At 68.5% G+C, this 14,396-nt stretch carries 11 protein-coding genes; 1 reads left to right on the top strand and 10 read right to left on the bottom strand.

What is annotated here, in order from left to right:
• Nucleotides 1-6: 6 nt before the first annotated feature.
• The 3 genes from MNR01_RS04310 to MNR01_RS04300 are packed head-to-tail and all read right to left on the bottom strand — an operon-like array spanning nt 7 to nt 2,932.
• The gene (locus tag MNR01_RS04310) at nt 7-744 is read right to left on the bottom strand and encodes a CpsD/CapB family tyrosine-protein kinase (RefSeq protein WP_241919734.1); all 738 of its coding nucleotides are present in this window, start codon (nt 742-744) and stop codon (nt 7-9) included.
• Nucleotides 741-2,318, bottom strand: a complete 1,578-nt coding sequence (locus tag MNR01_RS04305; protein WP_241919733.1) for an XrtA system polysaccharide chain length determinant — start codon at nt 2,316-2,318, stop codon at nt 741-743. The genes MNR01_RS04310 and MNR01_RS04305 overlap by 4 nt, the downstream gene beginning before the upstream one ends.
• Nucleotides 2,315-2,932, bottom strand: coding sequence for an XrtA/PEP-CTERM system exopolysaccharide export protein (locus MNR01_RS04300; protein ID WP_241919732.1), 618 nt, complete (start codon nt 2,930-2,932; stop codon nt 2,315-2,317). The genes MNR01_RS04305 and MNR01_RS04300 overlap by 4 nt, the downstream gene beginning before the upstream one ends.
• A gap of 345 nt (nt 2,933-3,277) precedes the next feature.
• On the opposite strand from MNR01_RS04300, the gene galE reads away from it, so the two are divergent.
• Nucleotides 3,278-4,360: a UDP-glucose 4-epimerase GalE gene (gene galE / locus MNR01_RS04295; RefSeq protein WP_241919731.1), complete on the top strand. Its 1,083-nt coding sequence runs from the start codon at nt 3,278-3,280 to the stop codon at nt 4,358-4,360.
• Between the two features lie 28 nt (nt 4,361-4,388).
• On the opposite strand, the gene MNR01_RS04290 is transcribed toward galE, so the two are convergent.
• The 7 genes from MNR01_RS04290 to MNR01_RS04260 all read right to left on the bottom strand — a co-directional run bounded on the left by MNR01_RS04290 (nt 4,389) and on the right by MNR01_RS04260 (nt 14,391).
• Entirely contained in the window at nt 4,389-6,206 is a 1,818-nt protein-coding gene (locus MNR01_RS04290) for a sulfatase-like hydrolase/transferase (protein WP_241919730.1), read from the bottom strand.
• A gap of 73 nt (nt 6,207-6,279) precedes the next feature.
• On the bottom strand, nt 6,280-7,008 hold the full coding sequence (locus tag MNR01_RS04285; protein WP_241919729.1) for a response regulator transcription factor: 729 nt from the start codon (nt 7,006-7,008) through the stop codon (nt 6,280-6,282).
• Entirely contained in the window at nt 7,005-9,653 is a 2,649-nt protein-coding gene (locus tag MNR01_RS04280) for a sensor histidine kinase KdpD (RefSeq protein WP_241919728.1), read from the bottom strand. Before MNR01_RS04280 ends, MNR01_RS04285 begins: the two co-directional genes overlap by 4 nt.
• 139 nt (nt 9,654-9,792) lie before the next feature.
• A complete protein-coding gene (gene kdpC, locus MNR01_RS04275) occupies nt 9,793-10,410 on the bottom strand; it encodes a potassium-transporting ATPase subunit KdpC (protein ID WP_241919727.1) in 618 nt (205 codons plus the stop codon).
• Nucleotides 10,411-10,420: 10 nt separating this feature from the next.
• Nucleotides 10,421-12,493 (bottom strand): potassium-transporting ATPase subunit KdpB, encoded by a 2,073-nt coding sequence (gene kdpB / locus MNR01_RS04270; protein WP_241919726.1) that lies wholly within the window; start codon nt 12,491-12,493, stop codon nt 10,421-10,423.
• Nucleotides 12,494-12,515: 22 nt separating this feature from the next.
• Nucleotides 12,516-14,270 carry a potassium-transporting ATPase subunit KdpA gene (gene kdpA / locus MNR01_RS04265; protein WP_241919725.1) on the bottom strand — a complete coding sequence of 585 codons (1,755 nt, stop codon included), beginning with the start codon at nt 14,268-14,270 and terminating at the stop codon, nt 12,516-12,518.
• Between the two features lie 28 nt (nt 14,271-14,298).
• Nucleotides 14,299-14,391, bottom strand: a complete 93-nt coding sequence (locus tag MNR01_RS04260) for a potassium-transporting ATPase subunit F (protein ID WP_241919724.1) — start codon at nt 14,389-14,391, stop codon at nt 14,299-14,301.
• Between the last annotated feature and the right edge of the window lie 5 nt (nt 14,392-14,396).

Raw genomic sequence — 14,396 nt, 5'->3', positions numbered from 1 at the left:
GCTCCCTCATACGCCTTCATTGAAGACCACGCCGGCGAACTTGTTCGGATCGAAGTTGGCTGCGGCCTGGGCGATCGACGCGGCGGTATCACGCCCGTAGCCGGCCACCAGGATCACCACGTCGGCGATGTCGGCCAGGATCCGCGCGTCGGGCGTACCGCGTACCGGCGGGCCGTCCAGGAACACGTAGCAGTTCGGGTGGCGGCTGCGGATAGAGTCGAGCAGCAGGCGCATCCGCGACGACGAGAAATACTCGGCGCCGATCTCGCGCGACATGCCCGCCGGGATCAGGCGCAGGCCCTGCACGCCGGTCTCGTAGATCACGTCGGACAGATCGCCTTCGGGATCCTCCAGGTACTCGACCAGCCCGGTCGGCGTGTCGATCTTCATCGTCTTGTGCTGCGAAGGGTGGCGAAGGTCGCAGTCGACCAGCAGCGCACTCTTGGTGTCGTCGAAGGCGAGGGCAGTGGCCAGGTTCCTGGCGACGAAGCTGCCGCCGCTGCCGCTGCTGACCGGCGCGACCAGGGCCACGAAGCTGCCTTCGACCGCGGCCAGCAGGCGCGTGCGCAGTTCGCGGAATGCATCCACCTCCGGCCGCGAGACCGCGGTGCGGTGGATGATCGAGCGCTCCTCGAGTTCCGAGGGCGTCAGCGTCACGGGCGCGGGGGCCGGCGCGATCGAGCGCTGGCTGCTGCGGTCGTCTGACACGGCGCTTTCGCGTTCGAAGATCGGGTTCGCGCTCATTGGGCGTACACCAGTTTCAGGGCGAGGGTCAGTCCGTAGATCAGCGGGACCAGCAGGGCGATCATTGCCGCGATCACGAACCTGCGGTTGCCCTGGCGGCGTGCCGGGGTGGTCTGGTAGCGCGGCACCGAGCCGATCACCGGCAGGGCAGCGACCGTCTCGATCTGGTGCGGCGAGCGCACGCGCGGGTCGAGGCGGACGAATCCGATCAGCAGGAACAGCGGTGCCAGCGCGGCGGCGCCGAGGCCGGCACCGGCGACATGGACCAGACGCAGGCCGACGCCACGCAGCGGGTAGCTGGCCGGTTCCTGGATGCGGAAGCTCAGGCCACGCTGTTCGGAGTCCAGGCTCATCGACACGCGTGCGTTCTCGCGGCGCTTGAGCAGGTCCTGGTAGAGCTCGCGGTTGACTTCGTAGTCGCGCGACAGTTCCGCCAGGGTGCTTTCGGACGCGGCGATGTGGCGGCTGCGGCCCAGTTCCTGGTCGAGCAGGTGCTGGCTGGTGGCGATGCGCGAGGACACCGCGGCGCTCTGCCGGCGGTTCTCGGCGTACTTGCTCTTGAGTTCGCCATAGAGCGGGTTGAACGAAGCCACGCCATCGAGCGACGTCGGCGCGCCGATCTTGCGCGCATCCTGGCGGGCATCGTCCTGGCGCAGCTGTTCCTCAAGGTCGCGCAGCTGGTGCTGCACGCGCACGACGTCGGGATGCTGCTCGGTGTAGTTCATCAGCAGCCGGGATCGCTCGTTCTCGAGCTCGGCCATCTGCGCCATCACCTGCCCGGAGCGGGTCTGGACGACGTTGATCTCGTTCTCGCCCGACAACTGCGACTGCAGCGCGTTGCCCTGCGAGTCCAGGTCCATCAGCTCCATGCGCGAGGTGTCGACCATGCGCCGCAGCTCGCCGATGCGGGAGTTGACGTCGCCGTCGATGCCCGGCCGCGCGTCGGGGTTGGACTTGCGGTAGTTCTCGAGCTTGGTCTCGGCGTCGGTGAGCTTGGCGTGGTACTGGCGCACCTGCGAGTCGATGAACTCGTAGGCGTCGCGGCTCTCGCGCTCCTTGGTGGCCAGGCTCTCCTGCATGATCATCTCGGCGAAGCGCTTGGTGACGTCGTGCGCGCGCTCCGCGCTGGTGTCGGTGTAGGAGATGCGGATCAGGTTCTCGCGCGGGTTGGAGATGACGGTGCGGCTGGTGATCTGCTCGATCAGCTGCTCTTTCTGCAGGGGGCTCGGATTCTTCGCCAGCCAGCCGCCGGTCTTGAGGATCTCGTTCATCACCTTGGCGCTGAAGGCGACCTCGCGCGTGATGCCGGCGCGGCTGACCACACCGGTCGGCACCGCACGGCCCTCCATCAGCGGTTTGATGATGTTGCTTTCCTCGATCAGGATGGTCGTGGCCGAGTTGTACTTCTTCGGCAGCAGCAGGCCGAACAGCAGCGCGGCCAGCGCAATCACGGTGAAGACCGACGCCAGCAGCACCGGATGGCGGCGGCTCTCCTCGAACGCCACCGGCACCAATGCCGCCACGGCCGATGGCCGCGCCTCGGCCACCACCAGGTCCATGGACGATCCGTTCATAGCGTGCGTTCCGGGACGGTGATGACGTCGCCGGGGGCGACCTTGAAGTTGGTGGACAGGTCGCCGTCCTCGAGGATGTGGTCCAGGCGCACGGCATAGCTGCGCGTGCTCTCACCGGTCTTGCGGTACAGGTCCGAGCGCGCCGGCGCGGCAAACTCGGTGACACCGCCGGCAGCGAGCACGGCATCGAGCACGGTCATGCCCTGGCGATAGGGGATGGAGATCGGCTGGCGCACCGCACCGGTCACGCGCACGCGCGAGAGGTACTCGTGGCTGCGCAGGTCGGTGAGGATCACCGCGACCTGGGGATCACGCACGAAGGTGGCGAGCCGGGTCTGGATGTCCTTGGCGACCTCGTCGGGGGTACGGCCACCGGCGGAGACATCGCCGATCAACGGCACCGAGATCTTGCCGTCCGGACGTACCGGGACGGTGATGCCCAGTTCCGGGTTGCGCCAGACCGACACCTGGACGATGTCGTCGATGCCGATCTGGTAGGAGTCGACCGAATGCTCGCTGCTGGGAGGCGGTGCGCCGGCGGTGTCGCCGGAGGAGGCACACGCCGAAAGGAACAGCAACAAGCCGACGGTCTGGATGATCTGGATCAAGCGCATGGCAATGAGCCCCCCTTGCATTCGTGTCAATCCAACGGCGGGAAGTGTCGAATCCGGCCATCGCCGAGCCGGGGCGAGGGGGTGCCCGATGCCTTCACGCATGACCTTTTGCCGATTCCGGTGCGAGCGATGCGCGTTCTCATTCGCGGCGTTGCCGGGGGTGCCGGAAATGCCGGTGTTCTGCGTTCACAAGTACAGGACGAAGGAATTGCCCGACGTCTGGGGAGCAACCGGCCGGGATCGCGGCGCAGGGTGCTGGTGCCCGTGCAGTGCGGCCGCATGTGCCGGACTGCGCAACGATCGCCCGGGGCGGTCGGCCCGTTTGACCAGGACTTCCGACATCCAATGCGAATCCTCGTATGCGGCGGTGCAGGCTATATCGGCAGCCATGCCTGCGTGACCCTGTGCGCTCGCGGCCACCAGGTGGTCATCGCCGACAGCGGGGTCAACAGTTCGCCGCGCGTCCTGCAACGGCTGCAGCGACTGGTGGGGGCACCGGTGTCGCTGCATCGCGTCGACATCCGCGACCGGCGGGCGATGACCGCGCTGTTCGCGACCTATCGCTTCGATGCCGTGCTGCACTTCGCTGCCCTCAAGGCAGTGGGGGAGTCGTGCCGCAAGCCGCTGGACTACTTCGACAACAACATCAGCGGCACGATCGCCTTGCTGCAGGTGATGCAGGAGGCCGGCGTGCGCCGGCTGGTGTTCAGTTCCTCGGCGACGGTCTATGGCGATCCCAGCCAGGTGCCGGTGCGCGAGGACGCCGGCCTGCAGGCCCTCAATCCATATGGGCGGACCAAGCTGGTCGCCGAGCAGCTGATTGGCGACCTGTGCCAGTCCGACGACAGCTTCCGCGCTGCCAACCTGCGCTACTTCAATCCGGTCGGCGCGCATCCCTCGGGCCTGATCGGCGAAGACCCCTGCGGCGAGCCCAACAACCTGATGCCCTACATCTGCCAGGTGGCGGTCGGCCTGCGCGATCGCCTGCGCGTGTTCGGCGGTGACTACCCGACCGTCGACGGCACCGGCGTGCGCGACTACATCCACGTCGTCGACCTGGCGCAGGCACATGCCGACGCGCTCGAGTACCTGGTCGCGGCCGACCGCGGCTTCACCGTCAACCTGGGCACCGGGCGCGGCGTCAGCGTGCTGGAGCTGGTGCACGCCTTCGAGCGCGCCAGCGGACGGCGCATCCCGTTCGAGATCGTCGAGCGCAGGCCGGGGGACTCGGCCGAAGTGTTCGCCGATCCGACGCTGGCCCAGGAACTGCTCGGCTGGCGCGCCCAGTTCGACGTCGATGCGATGTGCCGCGACGCCTGGCATTGGCAGGCGATGAACCCCCAGGGTTACCGCTCGCCGCTGCGTCGTGCCGCCGCGCCGCGCGTCGAGCGCCCGCGCCGCGTGGTCGCAAGGCTTGCCGGAGCCTGAAACCGCTCCCGCCGGCAAGCCGTGCCCTTCAGCGTGAGCCGCTCGCAGTCCCTTCGTTGACCTCACGATCCCCTGCCAGCGCCCGCTGCAGGCCGTCGCGAAGCTGCGCAGGCTTGCCGATCGGGTTCCACACCGGCTCGCGGCCGAAACGCACGAAGTACGTCGACAGGAAGCGCTGGTTGTCGCCGGCCAGGCTGGCGAACAGGTCCGGTTCGAATCCGTCGACCGTCGCCGGCATGTCGTAGCCCATCGCCCGCAACACGGTCGGATAGACGTTGAAATGACTGGCCTTGTCGCGGTTGTCGTTGGCGGCATCGCGCAGCATCGGCGCCACGGCGGCATTGCGGGTGATGGCGACCAGCGGCACGCGGCCTTCGCCGGCCGCGGCCTGGCCGGTGGTGCAGTGGGTCTGCGCGCCCGGCGAGCCGTCCTCGTGGAAGTTCTGGCCGTGGTCGGCGGTGTAAAGGACCAGGACGTCGTCCAGCGGCGCGTCGGCCAGGGCCTCGCGGAAGAACTCGCGGGTGTTCCAGGCCACGCAGTTGCGATAGCTGTTGACCTGGCGCCAGCGATCCTCGGAGCTGGCCGTGCCCGATTCGTGCGGCTGCGGGGCGACATCGGGATCGGCCTCGTTGCTGAAGTAGGTCCGTTCCATCGTCGGCGAGTACAGCGTCTTGCTGGCCGGATACTTGCCTTCGTATGGGAAGTGGCAGCCGACCTTGTTGACGTAGATGAAGCTGGGCCGCGACCGCTTCAGCATCTGGCCGAGCATGTGCCCGGCCTGGACGTCCTTCTGCTCCAGCGGCACCGAGGCGTCGATCTGCACGAACTCGTCGATCTCGGCGCGCTCGCGCTCGTCCATGAAGTTGTGCAGCTTGCCGCCATGGCGCTGGCCGTCGATGTAGATCGTGCGGTAGCCGGCGCGGCTGGCGTAGCGCCAGAACGACGGATTGACGTCGAGATCGCGCTGGTAGCTGTCGCGGGTGACGCCATAACGCACGCTGGCGTTGGAGGTGGAGGAACAGTTGGCGGCCGAGGCGGCGATGCCGAAATTGAACAGCGCCGGGCCAAGCGGTCGCAGGCCGGTCTCGACACCGTCGTCGACGTTGATGTCGACATAGTCGCCGCGCACGCTCTCGTCCATCACCAGCACGACGTGGCGGAAGGGGCGCTGGCCCGGAGGCTTGAGCGCGACGTCCTGGCGCGGTGGCGTGGCCGGCGCCAGCACCTTCTCTGCGCCGAGCACGAAGGCGAATGCTGCCGGGTTGTACTGCCCGGGGAAGCCGTTGGAACCTTCGCCGCCGCGCAGGTACAGGATCGCCGCGATCAGCACGATCGGCACGACCTGCATCCATCCGGCGTGCCGCAGCGGCCAGGCCAGCGGCGCCGGCAGCCAGGCCGGTGGCGGGAACCACGGTGGCAGGTTGAGCGCGACCACGCCCAGCAGCGACCACAGCAGCGCCTGGGCCAGCTGCGCATCGTGGAAGCCGGCGAGGTTGCCGGCGAACCCGATCAGGCCCAGCAACTGTTCGAAGTCGGCCAGGCCGAGGTGGCGCGAGGTGATCAGCGCGTGGCTGAGGTTGAAGGCGCTGCTGAGGAAGAAGGCGACGCTCCAGCCCGCGCGGGTCGCCGGCCGCGAGTGGAACGCCAGCGCCAGCATCGACACCAGGCACACCAGCCAGACGGCGGCGAACACCGCCAGTCCCGGTTTCAGCCCGATATGGGCCACGCGATCGACCAGCAGGCGGTTGGTGCCCAGCAGGTAGACCGCGATCAACACCAGTTTGAGGACGACCAGTCCCACCGTCGTCGCCTTCATCTGCGCCCACTTGCCTGCCCACTTGGACATGCACCGCCCCTCGCTCGGCCCGCCCGCCCGGCGGCTGCGCTGGCAGTCCACCGGGTCCGGCCCCTAGCACAGGTCAATGACCGGAGTGTGTCGGGTCCCGACTGATGAAACGCAGTCCGACGCCCGGTTCGGTCGCGATCCAATGCGGCGCTGCAGCATCGTCGCCGAGCTTGTGCCGCAACTTGCCGACGAGGATGCGCAGGTAATGGGTGTCGTGCTGGTGGGTGGGGCCCCACAGTTCGCGCAGCAGCTGTGGCTGGGTGACGACACGCCCGGCATGCTGGATCAGCAGGGCGAGCAGGGCGTATTCCTTGCGCGTCAGCGCCACCGGTTCGCCCTGCAGGCGCACTTCGCGACGCGCCAGGTCGACGTGCAGGCGGCCATCGTCGTACAGCGGCTGGCTGCCGGCGGGCGCGGCATTCGAACGCAGCAGCGCACGCACGCGCGCCATCAGCTCCTGCACGCCGAAGGGCTTGGTGACGTAGTCGTTGGCACCGGCGTCGAGCGCGGCGACCTTCTCGGCTTCGCCGGCGCGCACCGTCAGCAGGATCACCGGCACGGTCGACCATTGGCGCAGTTCGCGCAGTACCTCGTGGCCGTCGCGGTCGGGCAGGCCCAGGTCGAGGATGACCAGGTCGGCGCCGTGGGTGGCCAGCGCTTCCAGCCCGCCCTGGCCGGTCTCCGCGCTTTCGACCGCATAGCCCTGCGCGCGCAGGCTGATGTCGAGGAACTTGCGGATCTGCGGCTCGTCGTCGATGACGAGGACGCGCGCGGGCGGGGTGGTTGGGCTGTCGTGCGTCACTGCGGCTCCATGCGCGGAAGCGTAATGCGGATCGTCGTGCCGCGCCCGTCCGGACCGGGCAGGGCCTCCACGCTGCCGCCGTGTGCGCCGATCATGCCCTGGCAGATCGCCAGGCCCAGGCCGGTGCCCTGGCGGCCGCGGTCGCCTCGCTCAACGCTGTAGAACATGTCGAAGATGCGCTTGCGTTCGTCCTCGGGGATGCCCGGGCCGCGGTCGCGCACGTCGATGCGCAGCCGGTCGTCGTCGACGGTCCGGGCATCGATCGCGATCGCTGCGCCCGGCGGCGAGAACTTCGCGGCGTTTTCCAGCACGTTGAACAGCGCCTGCTCGACCAGCGCCGGGTGCACCCAGATCGGGCGCAGGTCGGGTTCGATCGAGACATCGAACGTCGCCCCGGGTGCGTAACGCTGCAATCGCGTCACCGCCGAGCCGATCAGCTCGTCGACGCCGATCCAGTCGCGGTTGAGGGTGAGTCCACCGTGGCCGAGCCGGGTCATGTCGAGCAGGTTCTGGATGTAGCGGTCCAGGCGCTCGCCTTCGATGCGGATGGTCTCCAGCAGGCTGTGCCGGTCCTGCTTGTCCATCGCGTCGGCGTAGTGGTCCAGGCTGCTGGCCGATCCGATGATCGAGGCGAGCGGCGAGCGCAGGTCGTGCGAGACCGATGACAGCAACGCCGAGCGCAGGCGTTCGGTCTCGTTGCTGACGCGTGCGTTTTCGAGGTCGGCGACCAGGCGCGTGCGCACGATGGCCTGGGCGATGTCTTCGGCCATGGCTTCGGCGAGGCGGCGTTGCTCGATGCCAAGGCGGTGCAGCTGCGGCGGAAAGCGCAGGCCGAGCAGGCCGGTCTCGCGCTCGCCCAGGGGCAGCGGCTGGAACCACCATTCCGAGCCGGCAAGCGTGTCGGTGTAGCGCCCCGACGCCTGCCGGTGACGGATCGCCCAGTCGGCGGCAGCGCGGTCTTTCTCGGTCAGCAGCTCGGCATGCACCTGGTGATCGCCAACCTGCAGCATCACCTCGGCGTCGAGCGCGCGCCGCAGCGCATCGCGCCCGGCCTGCAACACCTGACCCAGGTCGGCGGCGCTGGCCAGCTGCCGGCCCAGCGTCTGCAACGCGGTGGCCTGTGCATTGGCTGCGCGCAGCGCCACCACCTGCATGCGCAGCTTCGATGCCAGGCGGCCGGCGACCAGTGCCGCGATCAGGAACAGCACCACCGTGGTCACGCCCTGGCGTGCACCGATCAGCAGCGTGTAGCGCGGCTCGATGAAGAAGAAGTTGTACGCCAGGAAGCACAGCACCGCCGAGATCACGGCCGCGGCCATGCGCGTGCGCGCGGCCACCAGCACCACCGCGACGATGAAGATCAGCGACAGGTCGTCCAGTGCGATCCAGCGCTCGGCGATCCAGGCCAGCGCCGTGGCCAGCGCGGCGGAGGTCACCGCGAGCGCGGTATCGCTGCGGGTCAGGTAGCCGCCGGGGCTGCGCCAGGATCGACGGGACCGCGCCCTTGCCTCGGGCGTGCTGACGATGGTCAGCTCGTAATGGGCGCCGCGCTGGATCAGCTGTTGCGTCAGGGTCCGGTTGAACATGCGCGCGACCGGCCGCTCGCGGGTCCGGCCGAGCACGATCGTGCTGGCGCCGGATCGCGCGGCCTGGTCGAGCAGGGCGTCGACGATGCTGTTGCCGTGCAGCACCAGTGCGTCGCCGCCGAGGCGACGCGCCAGGGCGAAGGCACGGTCCAGTTCGAGCTGTTGCGCCTCGCCTGCGGCGGCCGCCCCCTGTACGGTCACCACGGTCCAGGGCGAGTCGCGGCGCTCGGCGATGCGCCGGGCCACGCGCACGAGGTACTCGGACTGGCCGCGCCCGTCGATCGCCACCATCACGCCGCGACGCAACGGAACGCCGGGCAGGCCGCGCGCGGTCTGCGCCTCGCGCAGGTCGCTGTCGACGCGGTCGGCGGCGGTCTGCATCGCCAGTTCGCGCAGGGCGGTCAGGTTGCTGGGCGAGAAGAAGGCCTGCAATGCGTGCGCGGCCTGGTCGGGCACGTAGACCTTGCCCTGCTGCAGGCGTTCGATCAGCTCGCGCGGCGGCAGGTCGACCAGGACGATGTCGCGCAGGCGGTCGAACACGGCATCGGGCACGGTCTCGCTGACGCGCACGCCGGTAATGCGGTGGACGACGTCGTTGAGACTTTCCAGATGCTGGATGTTGATCGTGGTGAAGACATCGATGCCGGCATCGAGCAGTTCGATCACGTCCTGCCAGCGACGCTCGTGGCGACTGCCGGGGACGTTGCGGTGGGCGAGCTCGTCGACCAGGGCGAGCCTGGGCCTGCGGGCGAGCAGGGCGTCGAGGTCGAGCTCCTCCAGCATCTTGCCCTGGTAGTCGACGCGCTTGCGCGGCAGCACCTCCAGGCCTTCGATCAGCGCCGCGGTTTCGGCGCGGCCGTGGGTCTCGACCAGGCCGACGACGACGTCGAGGCCGCGGCGCTGCAGTTCGCGCCCGCGGCTGAGCATGGTGTAGGTCTTGCCGACGCCGGGCGCGGCGCCGAGGAAGATCGTCAGGCGACCGGCGCCCTGGCGTTGCAGCTCGCCGATGAGTGCGTCGGCCTGCTGCTGGCGAAGCGCATCGCTGCGTGAGTCGGTCATGCGGTCATTGTGCCTTGTTGCCCGATACCTGTTGCGGCGTAGCCCGGGTAAGCGAAGCGCACCCGGGGTCCCACCCGCGCCTCGCGCCTCGCAACTCGCGAAACCCCGGGTGCGCTGCGCTTACCCGGGCTACGGTTCGCTATGGCTTGATTGCGTCCAGTGCGAGGTTCAATTGCAGCACATTGACCCGCGGCTCACCCAGCACGCCGAACTGCGGCGCCTCGGTGTGCGCGGCGACCACGGCGGCAACATCGGCATCGCCCAGGCCGCGCGCCCTGGCGACGCGGGCAATCTGTACCTGCGCGCCCGCCGGCGACAGGTGCGGATCCAGCCCGCCACCCGACTGGGTGACCAGCTCACCCGGCACCTGCGCCGCAGGAATGCCTTCGCGCGCGGCGACTTCCCGGGTCAATTCGTCGATGCGCTTGCGCAGGTCCGGATTGCTGCGCGCCAGGTTGCTGCCGGCAGCGCCCATCGGATCGTAGCCGGCGGCCGACGGACGCGGCTGGAAGTAGCGGGCGTCCGCAAACGGCTGGGCCACCAGGGCCGAACCGCGCGCCTTGCCATCGACCATCACGATGCTGCCGGCGGCCTGGTGCGGGAACAGCAGGCCACCGATGGCGGAACCGGCCAGCGAATACAGCAGGCCGAAGCCAACCAGGATCACCGCTGCGAACACCAGCGGAGCGCGCAACGAAGTGCGGTCCTCCAGCACGGCCGCGTGGGCGGCCGGCGGAGCGTACGAAACAGAAGTCACGGAAGTCATCTCAGAACCCCACAGCCACAAGGACAAGATCGATCAGCTTGATGCCGGCGAACGGCAGCAGCACACCGCCGACGCCGTAGATCAGCATGTTCCGGCGCAGCAGCGACACCGCGCTGGCAGGCTTGAAGCGCACGCCGGCCAGGGCCAGCGGAATCAGCGCCGGAATGATGATCGCGTTGAAGATCAGCGCCGCCAGCACCGCATTGGTCGGGCTCGACAGGTGCATCACGTTGAGCGCTGCCATCTGCGGGATCGCCGCGGCAAACAGCGCCGGCAGGATTGCGAAGTACTTGGACACGTCGTTGGCCAGCGAGAACGTGGTCAGCGCGCCGCGGGTGATCAGCTGTTGCTTGCCGACCTCGACCACTGCCAGCAGCTTGGCCGGATCGGAGTCCAGATCGACCATGTTGCCGGCCTCCTTGGCCGCCTGGGTACCCGAGTTCATCGCCAGTCCGACATCGGCCTGGGCCAGTGCCGGCGCGTCGTTGGTGCCGTCGCCGACCATCGCCACCAGACGGCCGCCGGCCTGTTCGGCACGGATGCGGGCAAGCTTGTCCTCGGGGCGCGCTTCGGCGATGTAGTCGTCGACGCCGGCTTCGGCGGCAATCGCAGCGGCGGTGAGCGGGTTGTCGCCGGTGATCATGACCGTGCGTACGCCCATCGCGCGCAGTCGGGCAAAGCGCTCCTTGACGCCGTGCTTGACCACGTCGCTCAGCTCGATCACACCGAGGATATGACGGCCCTCGGCGACCACCAGCGGCGTGGCGCCGCCGCGGGCGACCTGTTCGATGCGCGCTGCCAGCTCCGGCACGATCTGGCCGCCGAGCGCCTGCACGTGCTTGCCGATCGAGTCGCCCGCACCCTTGCGGATCACGCGGTCGTTGCCGCCTTCGACCGGCAGGTCGACGCCCGACATGCGCGTCTGCGCGGTGAACTGCACGTAGTTGGCGCGCTCGGGTTCCGGCACCGTGCTCTTGAGCTCGCGCGCCAGGCGCACGATCGACTTGCCTTCCGGGGTCGGGTCGGCGAGCGAGGACAGCAGCGCTGCGTCGCGCAGCTGGCTCAGGTCGACGCCGGCGAGCGGATGGAACACGGTGGCCTGGCGGTCGCCGTGGGTGATCGTGCCGGTCTTGTCGAGCAGCAGCACGTCGACGTCGCCGGCCACTTCCACCGCCTTGCCCGACTTCGCCAGCACGTTGGCCGACAGTGCGCGGTTCATGCCGGCGATGCCGATTGCCGGCAGCAGGCCGCCGATCGTGGTCGGGATCAGGCACACCAGCAACGCGATCAGCAGCAGCGGGTCGAGACTGGCGCCGACGAAGCCGGCCAGTGCGGGCAGGGTGGCGACGACGATCAGGAACGTCAGCGTCATCGCCGCCAGCAGCATCGTCAGCGCGATCTCGTTCGGCGTCTTCTGCCGGTTGGCGCCCTCGACCAGCGCGATCATGCGGTCGAGGAAGCTGTGTCCGGGTTCGGCGCTGACTTCCACGACGATCTCGTCGGACAGCACCTTGGTGCCGCCGATAACGCCAGAGCGGTCGGTGCCTGCCTCGCGCAGCACCGGCGCGGACTCGCCGGTGACGGCCGCCTCGTTGATGGTGGCCACGCCTTCGACGATCTCGCCGTCAGCGGGTACCAGTTCGCCGGCCGAGACAATGACCCGGTCTCCGGGCCGCAACGTGGCCGCAGCGACGCGGCTCTCGCCGCCGACGCGGGTCTTGCCGTTGAGGCGGCGCGCCACCAGGTCGCGTCGTGCCGCACGCAGCGAGGCGGCCTGGCCACGGCCGCGCGCTTCGGCCACGGCTTCGGCGAAATTGGCGAACAGCACCGTCACGAACAGGATCAGCGTCACCGCGATGCCGAAGGCGAGATTGCCCGGCGCCGCATCGCCGATTGAGGCCGCAGTGATCAGGGCGGACAGGACCGTGCCGAGCAGCACGATGGCCATGACCGGGCTCTTCACCGCCTGGCGCGGCGACAGCTTGCGGAACGAATCGATCAGCGACGTGCGCAGTGCCGCGCCGTCGAGGCCCGCCACCGGCTGGCGGCGGGCGGTACCCAGGTGGGTTTGCATGGTGTCAGTCACGTTCTTTACCTCACAGCCCTGACGGCGCAGCGCCGTACAGGGTCAGGTGATCGGCGATTGGGCCCATTACCAGGGCGGGCATGAATTGCAGGACGGTCAGGATCACGATCACCGCGATCAGCGTGAGCGAGAAGGTCGGCGTCTCCACGTGCAGCGTGCCGCTGCTTTCCGGAGCGACGCGCTTCTTCGCCAGAAGGCCGGCCACGGCCAGGGGCACGATCAGCGCGGGGAAACGGCCCAGTGCAAGCACGAGCGCGCAGCTCAGGTTCCACCAGTACGTGGCGTCACCCAGGCCTTCGAAGCCGGAGCCGTTGTTGGCGAACGCCGAGGCGTACTCGTAGAACACCTGGCTGATGCCGTGGAAGCCCGGGTTGGAGTTGCCGGTGATCGACGGGATCATCAGGGTGACCGCGGTGAAGACGAGCAGCACCGCCGGCTGCAGCAGGATCAGCAACGCCAGCAACTTCACTTCAGGCGCTTCGATCTTGCGGCCGAACAGTTCCGGCGTGCGCCCGGTCATCAGTCCGGCCAGGAACACGGCCAGCAGCAGGTAGACGAGGAACTGCTGCAGGCCGCAGCCGACACCGCCCCAGATCGAGTTGATCAGCATGTTGACCATGGCCACGCCGCCGGTCAGCGGCGCCAGCGAGTCGTGCATTGCGTTGACCGAGCCGTTGTTGACCTGCGTGGTGATGCCAGACCACAGGGCCGAGTTTTCGACGCCCAGGCGCACTTCCTTGCCTTCCATCAACGCCACGTCGGCGCGGGTGGAGGAAAACGCCTCGAAGCCCATCGACAGGCCGGTCGAGACCACCGACATCACCAGCATGGTGCCGAATACCAGGCCAGTCAGGCGCTTGCGTCGAGTGAACGGGCCGACCATGAAGGTGATCGTGACCGGGATCAACAGGATCGCCAGCAATTCGAGCAGGTTGGAGAACGGCGTGGGGTTCTCCAATGCCACCGCGCTGTTCGGGCCGTACCAGCCGCCGCCGTTGGAGCCAAGCTGCTTGATGGCGACCATCGGGGCGACCGGGCCGAGCGGGATCTTCTGCGTCTTCATCTCGACGCTGGCATCGACCGGTGTGATCTGCGGGCCGGCTTGCAGTGTCGACGGCACGCCCTGCGATGCCAGCAGGATGGTCCAGACCAGGCACAGTGGCAGCACGAAGCGCAGCGTGGCGCGGGTCACGTCGGCCCAGTAGTTGCCGACGTCGCGGTCCTGGGTGTCGTCAGTGCCGTGACCGATGATCACCGGACCGCTGGTGGCGCTGGCCCGGGCCATTTCCCCGCGACCGCCAAACAATCCGCGCAGCGTCGCCACCACCAGCGCCAGTCCCATGACCGGTGTGACGACCTGCAGGCCGACAATGCCCATCATCTGCGACAGGTAGCTCAACTGCGCCTGGCCGGAGTAGTGCTGCTGGTTGGTGTTGGTCAGGAACGACACCATCGTGTGCAGGGCGGTGTCCCAGCGCATGTTGGGGATGTCATCGGGGTTGAGCGGCAGCCAGGCCTGGGTCATGAACTGCACCCAGACCACCAGGCCGACAACGAGGTTGCTCAGTGCAAACGCCTTGGCGTAACCGCGCCAGCTCATGCCGCGATGCGGGTCGGTGCCCAGTGCCTTGTAGATCACGCGTTCGACGGGGCCGACCACGCGGTCCACCCAGGAGCGGTCGCCGCGCATGACGCGGGCCAGGTAGTGTCCGAGCGGCCAGCCGAGGCCGATCGCAAGCACCAGTACAAGTAGTGTCTCGGTCATTGTTGTGCTCTCAAGCCGTCATACAGGCTTAGAAATCTTCGGGTCGAAGAATCACGTACAGCAGGTACGCGGAGGCCACGGCCACCGCGACTCCGCAAACAAGGGCAAGCCAGCCAGGCATGTCGT

It is taken from the genome of Lysobacter sp. S4-A87 (assembly GCF_022637455.1).
GTDB lineage: Bacteria > Pseudomonadota > Gammaproteobacteria > Xanthomonadales > Xanthomonadaceae > Lysobacter_J.
This window is presented reverse-complemented; position numbering and strand designations above follow the sequence as displayed.

Bases quoted from the DNA above. Each gene is read 5' to 3' on its own strand.
- MNR01_RS04310 (WP_241919734.1), bottom strand. From the start codon at position 744: ATGAGCGCGAACCCGATCTTCGAACGCGAAAGCGCCGTGTCAGACGAC.
- MNR01_RS04305 (WP_241919733.1), bottom strand. From the start codon at position 2,318: ATGAACGGATCGTCCATGGACCTGGTGGTGGCCGAGGCGCGGCCATCG.
- MNR01_RS04300 (WP_241919732.1), bottom strand. From the start codon at position 2,932: ATGCGCTTGATCCAGATCATCCAGACCGTCGGCTTGTTGCTGTTCCTT.
- galE (WP_241919731.1), top strand. From the start codon at position 3,278: ATGCGAATCCTCGTATGCGGCGGTGCAGGCTATATCGGCAGCCATGCC.
- MNR01_RS04290 (WP_241919730.1), bottom strand. From the start codon at position 6,206: ATGTCCAAGTGGGCAGGCAAGTGGGCGCAGATGAAGGCGACGACGGTG.
- MNR01_RS04280 (WP_241919728.1), bottom strand. From the start codon at position 9,653: ATGACCGACTCACGCAGCGATGCGCTTCGCCAGCAGCAGGCCGACGCA.
- kdpB (WP_241919726.1), bottom strand. From the start codon at position 12,493: ATGCAAACCCACCTGGGTACCGCCCGCCGCCAGCCGGTGGCGGGCCTC.
- kdpA (WP_241919725.1), bottom strand. From the start codon at position 14,270: ATGACCGAGACACTACTTGTACTGGTGCTTGCGATCGGCCTCGGCTGG.
- MNR01_RS04260 (WP_241919724.1), bottom strand. From the start codon at position 14,391: ATGCCTGGCTGGCTTGCCCTTGTTTGCGGAGTCGCGGTGGCCGTGGCC.